8 protein-coding genes are annotated in these 7,779 nt (G+C 53.4%); 2 read left to right on the forward strand and 6 right to left on the reverse strand.

All coding sequences use genetic code 11. The annotated features are described in order from the left end of the window. Positions 1-434 precede the first annotated feature (434 nt). The gene (purH, locus tag ED901_RS19455; RefSeq protein WP_056778010.1) at positions 435-2,024 is read left to right on the forward strand and encodes a bifunctional phosphoribosylaminoimidazolecarboxamide formyltransferase/IMP cyclohydrolase; all 1,590 of its coding nucleotides are present in this window, start codon (positions 435-437) and stop codon (positions 2,022-2,024) included. 46 nt (positions 2,025-2,070) lie between these two features. After that, complete coding sequence (gene purD / locus ED901_RS19460; protein ID WP_122096975.1) at positions 2,071-3,360, forward strand: phosphoribosylamine--glycine ligase; 1,290 nt, start codon at positions 2,071-2,073, stop codon at positions 3,358-3,360. A gap of 69 nt (positions 3,361-3,429) precedes the next feature. Here purD and ED901_RS19465 read toward each other — a convergent pair whose 3' ends face one another. The 6 genes from ED901_RS19465 to nudC all read right to left on the reverse strand — a co-directional run. After that, on the reverse strand, positions 3,430-4,083 hold the full coding sequence (locus ED901_RS19465) for a DUF1481 domain-containing protein (RefSeq protein ID WP_371414334.1): 654 nt from the start codon (positions 4,081-4,083) through the stop codon (positions 3,430-3,432). A gap of 51 nt (positions 4,084-4,134) precedes the next feature. After that, positions 4,135-4,407 (reverse strand): nucleoid-associated protein HU-alpha, encoded by a 273-nt coding sequence (gene hupA, locus ED901_RS19470; RefSeq protein ID WP_013577396.1) that lies wholly within the window; start codon positions 4,405-4,407, stop codon positions 4,135-4,137. Positions 4,408-4,597: 190 nt separating this feature from the next. Beyond that, positions 4,598-5,188 carry a YjaG family protein gene (locus ED901_RS19475; protein WP_056778003.1) on the reverse strand — a complete coding sequence of 197 codons (591 nt, stop codon included), beginning with the start codon at positions 5,186-5,188 and terminating at the stop codon, positions 4,598-4,600. 70 nt (positions 5,189-5,258) lie between these two features. Further along, positions 5,259-5,939, reverse strand: a complete 681-nt coding sequence (gene nfi / locus ED901_RS19480; RefSeq protein ID WP_122096976.1) for a deoxyribonuclease V — start codon at positions 5,937-5,939, stop codon at positions 5,259-5,261. An 8-nt stretch (positions 5,940-5,947) separates the two neighbouring features. Then, positions 5,948-7,012, reverse strand: a complete 1,065-nt coding sequence (hemE, locus tag ED901_RS19485; RefSeq protein ID WP_122096977.1) for a uroporphyrinogen decarboxylase — start codon at positions 7,010-7,012, stop codon at positions 5,948-5,950. Between the two features lie 71 nt (positions 7,013-7,083). Beyond that, on the reverse strand, positions 7,084-7,779 hold a 696-nt coding region (nudC, locus tag ED901_RS19490), incomplete at its 5' end, for an NAD(+) diphosphatase (protein ID WP_122096978.1).

Raw genomic sequence — 7,779 nt, forward strand, 5'->3', positions numbered from 1 at the left:
ATTTCACCCGGTCATCACTGTTTTTAATCTTTCCGACCCGGTTACTTCGTGATGTTGTTCACGTTGTTCCCTGTCGATGGAGCGGCATTATAGGGAGTTCTGAGCAGGCCGCAAGGGGTAATTTTAAGAAAAAACACCGTTTGCTGCATTACACAGCAAACACACTGCTTATACCGTCTTTTGCACAGATTTATCCACAGAGGCACAGGAATCTCAAATTTTGCGAGCGTCGCGCAATCGTTTTCGCTACAATTTCGCGCGTCAGTTTTCATTGCCCTTTACGGGTGATAAATGAAAAGTCAGTCGCCGAAGGGAAGTTATCTGAGTTCAATCCCGCGTTTTTCTGCGAATTGCTCTATATAGAGAGAAGAAAAGCATCATTGCATTCAAATAACGCTCTTTACTGCGACTCCAAAGCCAAGGATATAACCACCATGCAACAATCTCGTCCAATCCGCCGCGCCCTGCTCAGTGTTTCTGACAAAGCCGGTATCGTAGAATTCGCCCAGGCCCTGTCTTCGCGTGGTGTTGAATTGCTTTCCACTGGCGGTACCGCCAGCCTGTTGGCTAAAGCCGGTCTGCCAGTCACTGAAGTGTCTGACTACACGGGTTTCCCGGAAATGATGGATGGACGCGTCAAAACCCTGCACCCGAAAGTACACGGTGGGATCCTCGGTCGTCGCGGGAAAGATGATGAAATTATGGCGCAGCATTCTATTGCGCCAATCGACATGGTGGTCGTTAATCTTTATCCGTTTGCACAAACCGTCGCGCGCCCGGACTGTTCACTGGAAGATGCCGTAGAAAACATTGATATCGGCGGCCCGACCATGGTTCGCTCAGCAGCAAAGAACCATAAAGATGTGGCGATCGTAGTAAAAAGCAGTGACTACGATGCTGTCATTGCCGAGATGGATGCCAACGGCAGCTCGCTGACGCTGGCGACCCGTTTCAATCTGGCGATTAAAGCCTTCGAGCATACGGCTTCTTACGACGGCATGATTGCGAACTACTTCGGCACAATGGTCCCGGCTTATCACGGCGATACTGAATCAGCTTCCGGCCAGTTCCCGCGCACGCTGAATCTTAGCTATATAAAGAAACAAGATATGCGTTATGGCGAGAACAGCCACCAGAACGCCGCCTTCTATATAGAAGAGAACGTCAGTGAAGCGTCGGTTGCCACTTCGACTCAGCTTCAGGGCAAGGCGCTTTCCTATAACAACATTGCGGACACCGACGCAGCTCTGGAATGCGTGAAAGAATTTTCGGAGCCCGCCTGCGTTATCGTTAAACATGCCAACCCTTGCGGCGTGGCTGTCGGCGACAACATTCTGGCCGCTTACGAGCGCGCCTATCAGACTGACCCGACATCGGCTTTCGGCGGCATTATTGCCTTTAACCGCGAACTGGATGCTGAAACGGCAAAAGCCATCATCAGCCGTCAGTTTGTGGAAGTGATCATCGCGCCATCCGTCAGTGCCGACGCACTCGCTTTGACCGCCGCGAAACAAAACGTCCGCGTGCTGACCTGCGGCCAGTGGCAAGATCGCCAGAATGCGCTCGACTTCAAACGTGTTAACGGCGGCCTGCTGGTTCAGGATCGTGATTTGGGTATGGTTGAAGCGGCCGATCTGCGCGTGGTATCCGAGCGCCAGCCGACTGAGCAGGAACTGACAGATGCGCTGTTCTGCTGGAAGGTGGCAAAATTCGTCAAATCCAACGCCATTGTTTATGCGCGTGACAAAATGACCATCGGTATCGGCGCTGGGCAGATGAGCCGCGTTTACTCCGCCAAAATTGCCGGTATTAAAGCCGCCGATGAAGGTCTGGAAGTTGCCGGTTCCGTAATGGCCTCCGACGCCTTCTTCCCGTTCCGCGACGGGATCGATGCCGCAGCAGCCGTCGGCATTACCTGTGTTATCCAGCCAGGTGGTTCTATCCGTGACGATGAAGTGATCGCCGCGGCTAACGAACACGGCATTACGATGCTGTTTACCGATATGCGCCACTTCCGTCATTAATTTTCTTTTAGCGGGTGCGATGCGCCCGCTCATCCGGAGTCTTCGAATGAATATTTTAATTATCGGTAACGGCGGGCGTGAACATGCACTGGCATGGAAGGCATCGCAGTCACCTCTGGCTGATAAAGTCTTTGTGGCACCTGGTAACGCCGGTACCGCACTGGAACCGTTGCTGGAAAATGTTGATATTGCCGCTACGGATATCGCAGGATTACTGGCCTTCGCTAAAAGCAATGATGTCGGCCTGACCATTGTCGGCCCTGAAGCGCCGCTGGTCATCGGTGTCGTGGATGCTTTCCGCGCCGCGGGTCTGAAAATCTTTGGCCCTACGCAGGAAGCTGCGCAGCTTGAAGGCTCTAAAGCTTTCACCAAAGATTTCCTGGCTCGCCACAACATTCCAAGCGCTGATTATCAGAACTTCACCGACATCGAACCTGCGCTGGCTTACCTGCGCAGCAAAGGCGCACCGATTGTTATCAAAGCCGACGGCCTGGCCGCAGGTAAAGGTGTCATTGTGGCAATGACACTGAAAGAAGCCGAAGACGCCGTTCACGATATGCTGGCAGGAAATGCTTTCGGTGATGCAGGCCATCGCATCGTTATCGAGGAATTCCTCGACGGCGAAGAGGCCAGTTTCATCGTTATGGTCGACGGTTCCAATGTATTGCCGATGGCCACCAGTCAGGATCACAAACGCGTGGGTGATGGCGACAGCGGCCCGAACACCGGCGGAATGGGGGCCTATTCTCCGGCGCCCGTCGTGACGGACGAAATCCATCAGCGTGTCATGGATCAGGTTATCTGGCCAACGGTTCGCGGTATGGCGGCGGAAAACAACACGTACACCGGTTTTCTGTATGCAGGTCTGATGATCTCCGCTGACGGCCAGCCGAAAGTGATCGAATTCAACTGCCGTTTCGGCGATCCGGAAACACAACCGATCATGTTACGTCTGCGTTCGGATCTGGTGGATCTTTGTCTGGCTGGTGCAGAAGGTCGTCTGGGTGATAAAACCTCCGAGTGGGACCCGCGTCCTTCTCTCGGGGTGGTACTGGCCGCCGGCGGTTATCCGGGTGACTATCAGAATGGCGAAGTGATCCACGGTCTGCCACTGGAAGAAGTGCCGGACGGCAAAGTCTTCCACGCGGGAACCCGGTTGCAGGATGAGCGCGTAGTGACCAGCGGTGGCCGCGTGCTGTGTGTCACGGCGTTGGGTAAAACCGTGGAAGCCGCTCAGCAGCGTGCGTATGATCTGGCGAAAGATATCCAATGGGAAGGCAGCTTCTGCCGTAAAGATATTGGTTATCGCGCGATTGACCGCGAGCGCAATCAGTAAACCTCTCTCGCAGCAAGATGATCAAAAAAGGCACGCTTCGGCGTGCCTTCTCTTTTATTGCCAGGGAAATTAGAGATCTGACTCTTTTGGTTCCCAGCTGCAGAAATCTTCATTGGCCACTAACAGCAATTCATTTCCTTCCGGCGCAGTCAGCCAGGCTAACCCGAGTTGATCGTTACTGCGACTGGCTCGTTTTGCCAGCCAGACCTGCGAGCGAACCGTCAGTGTCGGTGTCACCTTCTCGCCCGCGCAGGTGGTTATTACACCCTGACGCCAGCGGGCCTGCACCAGCCGGACATTCCCGGCCTGCAGTGCACTACTCACATCGAGAATTTTAGCCGCTTCGTATTTATAGCGTTCGATGTCATCTGAGGATAATTTTTCACGTCGCTCAGGAAGTTGACGCTGCATAAAGCTGACATTGCCGCCCTCATCGAAACGAAGCATCACGCCCAAATCAGTTTTGGTCGCATGCGTTTCTTTCACAAGGTGAACTTGCCCCTCCTGAAATTCATACCGTGTGATGATTGTATCGCCGCCAAAATAGGGGCTGTAGACATTGAGAATGGTTTGGGGCTGGTTCTGGGCATTGTTTTCGCGCCATACACGGTTAATACCCTGATCGGCAACATAGCCACTGGCGAAGAACTGCGGGGTCGTCTCTTTTGAACTGCAACCCACCAGACTAAGAACCAGTAAACCTGCTACCAGCCTGGGGGTGATAAACTGAAGGGGCTTCAGAGCCCCTCCGCTTATTCTTTTCACTGCAAGCAATTACTTAACAGCGTCTTTCAGAGCTTTACCAGAAACGAACGCAGGCACGTTGGCAGCTGCGATTTTGATTTCTTTACCAGTCTGTGGGTTACGACCAGTACGCTCGTTACGATGATTTACCTTGAAAGTCCCGAAACCAACCAATTGTACAGCATCACCTTCTTTCAGAGACTCGGTAATAGCAGACAGAGTAGATTCAAGAGCAACTTTGGCCTGTGCTTTGGAAAGATCAGCTTTGTCCGCAATTACATCAATCAGTTGAGTCTTGTTCATAAGTTATCCTTTACAGTGTGTTTATCGTTTGCAAAGCATCGAGTGCGACGGATATGCCGATTGACAGCACCCTCCTGCATACACGCACCGATAGCCACTTTTTTTACGCACCCCAAATGTAGACCAGACAGGGTGCGGATGTGAAGCCTTAAGGCACGACAAATCAGGCGTTAAATCACGTTTTCTTGCCTTATTGCGCTAAATTTATGCCAATGTTACTGACAGCGGCTTCACGCAGGTCAGAACGTAACCCTTTTATTAATTCCAGGTCACGCTCCTCACAGTCAGCCAACAGGCGAAAAATCTCCCATTGGATGTCCCATTCTTCTTCAACAGCAGGAATGACTTTAAGCTCTTCATCGGTCATTTCTTTACCGGCCTGAGTCATTTCCAGCATCGCGACAGTACGAATTGACGTCTCACTGACGGCAACCGCGTGAGACAGCGTTTCGCCACTCAGACGCGAATGAATTAACTCGCCCAGAGCGATACACGCATCAATGGCCGGATACACCCCATAGATGTCGTAATCGTCGGAAGAAGGCACGGCCTCCTCCAGTTTTTCGAGCTGTGAGTCAAAATTGACCTTGGCGTCTTTCACCACCAGCGTTTCCCAGATTAAATCCAGGATGCGGCGGTAAACCTGCGGCTCACCAAACCCGGTTTCCAGGCAAAATGCCTGATAGTTCGGGTACATGCGCTCACACAAGCTCGCCATAAACGTCACGTGTTGCCAGCTTTCCAGCTTTTCGAGACGTAAATGAATTGGATTACGTAACATGAGTTGATCTCGTTAACTTTTCTGCGCGGGAGTTTACCTGAAATTAATCAATATCCCTATTCCTTGATTCCTAAAGATCATCACTCAACCGTTGCCAGCGTTGAAACGCTGCACGATTTGACGCCACGGCATCCGCCCAACGCGTAGGCTCCGGCAAACGATATTGCCGCATGCATTGCTCGACCCAATAACGTGCCGATTCCATGCTGATGCGATGACCCGGAGAGATGAACAATGGATTACAGCGTAGCTTACTGCGCCAGACCCAGCCAATCTGTTCATCCCCGTCGTACAACGCCTGATGGCTGTGCAATGCCTCACCGAGAGGCAGAGACTTACCGCATAACCGGCTTTTCGCGACACCAATCGTCGGCACGTCGATCATCAGGCCAAAATGACTGGCAACGCCCAGACGGCGAGGATGTGCGATCCCCTGGCCATCCACCATCACCAAATCGGGGCGAGAGCTGATTTGCTGCCAGGCCTGGAGTAATGCGGGAAGTTCACGGAAGGAGAGGAAACCAGGGATATACGGCATGACCGTCGGGATGCGAGCAATCTGATATTCCACCAGCTCAAGCGTTGGGTAGCTCAGAACCGCCACCGCAGCGCGGGTGACTTCACCGCCCTGTTCGAAGCCGACGTCTACACCGGCGATCAGCGCCGGTGTGGTGAAACCAGGAGGATCCTGCAGTTCGATCTGATCTGCGAGGATCCGTTGCTCTTCACGTAATGCGCGGGTATCGATCATCCGGGATCTTACTCGTGATACTGACGGGACAAGCTGTGTACCGCTTCCACGAAAGCGCCGGCATTTTCCGGCGGCACATCCTGATGGATGCCGTGACCCAGATTAAACACGTGACCATTACCTTTGCCGAAGCCTGCCAGAATAGTCTCCACTTCCTGCTCGATGCGCACCGGTGAGGCATACAGCATGGAAGGATCCATATTGCCCTGAATCGCCACTTTATCGCCCACACGGCGGCGTGCATCGGCAATATCCGTTGTCCAGTCCAGACCCAGCGCATCACAACCTGTCGCGGCCATCGCTTCCAGCCACTGACCGCCGCCTTTGGTGAACAGCGTCACGGGCACGCGACGACCTTCGTTTTCACGGATCAAACCATCAACGATTTTATGCATATAGTTGAGGGAGAATTCACGGTAATCGCGTGGCGTCAGCACACCGCCCCAGGTGTCAAAGATCATCACCGACTGCGCGCCCGCTTTAATCTGGGCGTTGAGGTAAAGGATGACGCTGTCAGCAACTTTATCCAGCAGCAAATGCATGGTCGCCGGATCGGCATACATCATCTTTTTGATTTTAGTGAAAGCTTTGCTGCTGCCACCTTCAACCATATATGTCGCCAGCGTCCACGGGCTGCCGGAGAAACCAATAAGCGGTACTTCACCTTTAAGGTTTTTACGGATGGTGCGCACGGCGTTCATCACGTAGCCCAGTTCCATTTCAGGATCGGGGACCGGCAGCTTTTCGACATCGGCACGGTTGGTCAGCGGAGAAGAAAAACGCGGGCCTTCACCGGCTTCGAAATACAACCCTAACCCCATCGCATCAGGAATGGTCAGGATGTCGGAGAACAGAATGGCCGCATCCAGCGGATAGCGGCGCAGCGGCTGCAAGGTCACTTCACAAGCCAGCTCCGCATTCTTGCACAGCGACATAAAATCACCGGCCACGGCACGGGTTTCTTTATATTCTGGCAAATAGCGGCCTGCCTGACGCATCATCCATACCGGCGTGATGTCCACCGGTTGACGTAACAGGGCGCGCAGGTAACGGTCATTTTTCAACTCATTCATTCTGGTTCTTTCCTTCAGTATTCGGGCGGCACGGCATTAATCTGGCGGCATTCTAACACGCAACACTTACGCTACACGTCGTCTTCATCGCTCGCGGCGCGGCATAGCGCCACAGTATCTTCGATCAGTCGACGCGCGATGGTGCCCGGCGGCGGCAATAACGGCAGGGCGTCATAACGATACCAGCCCGCACTCAGCAGCTCTTTCGGATCGTGCTGAATATCACCGCTGTCATAGTCAGCCATAAAAGCCATCATCAGCGAATTCGGGAAAGGCCATGGCTGCGAGCTGACGTAGCGCACGTTTTTCACGCGGACGTGACTCTCTTCCATGACTTCGCGCGCCACGGTTTCTTCCAGCGTTTCGCCGACTTCAACAAAACCGGCCAGCACGGTGTGAATTCCGTTACGGTGGCGGACATGCTGCGCCAGCAGAATTTCATCACCCCGGCGGATAGCCACGATAATGCATGGCGCAATTTGCGGATAATAGCGTTCACGACAGTGGCTACAGAGCGCAGCCCACTCGGTTTTACTGACCTGCATTTCGTGGCCGCAGTAACCGCAGAATTTATGAGATCGATAAAATTCAGCCAGTTGCACACCACGCCCGACCAGCTGGAATAATCCGCGATCCTGATCGAGCAACTGGCGGGCCGACACCATGTGGTTGTGCATCGCCTGACGCACCAGCCAGACCGGCTCGCCCTGCCACTCGCCAATCTGGCGTGCCGTTTTGCCGGTCAGAGAGAATTGCGTTGCACTGCC

The sequence above is a fragment of the Rahnella sp. Larv3_ips genome (genome assembly GCF_003697865.1).
GTDB lineage: Bacteria > Pseudomonadota > Gammaproteobacteria > Enterobacterales > Enterobacteriaceae > Rahnella > Rahnella rivi.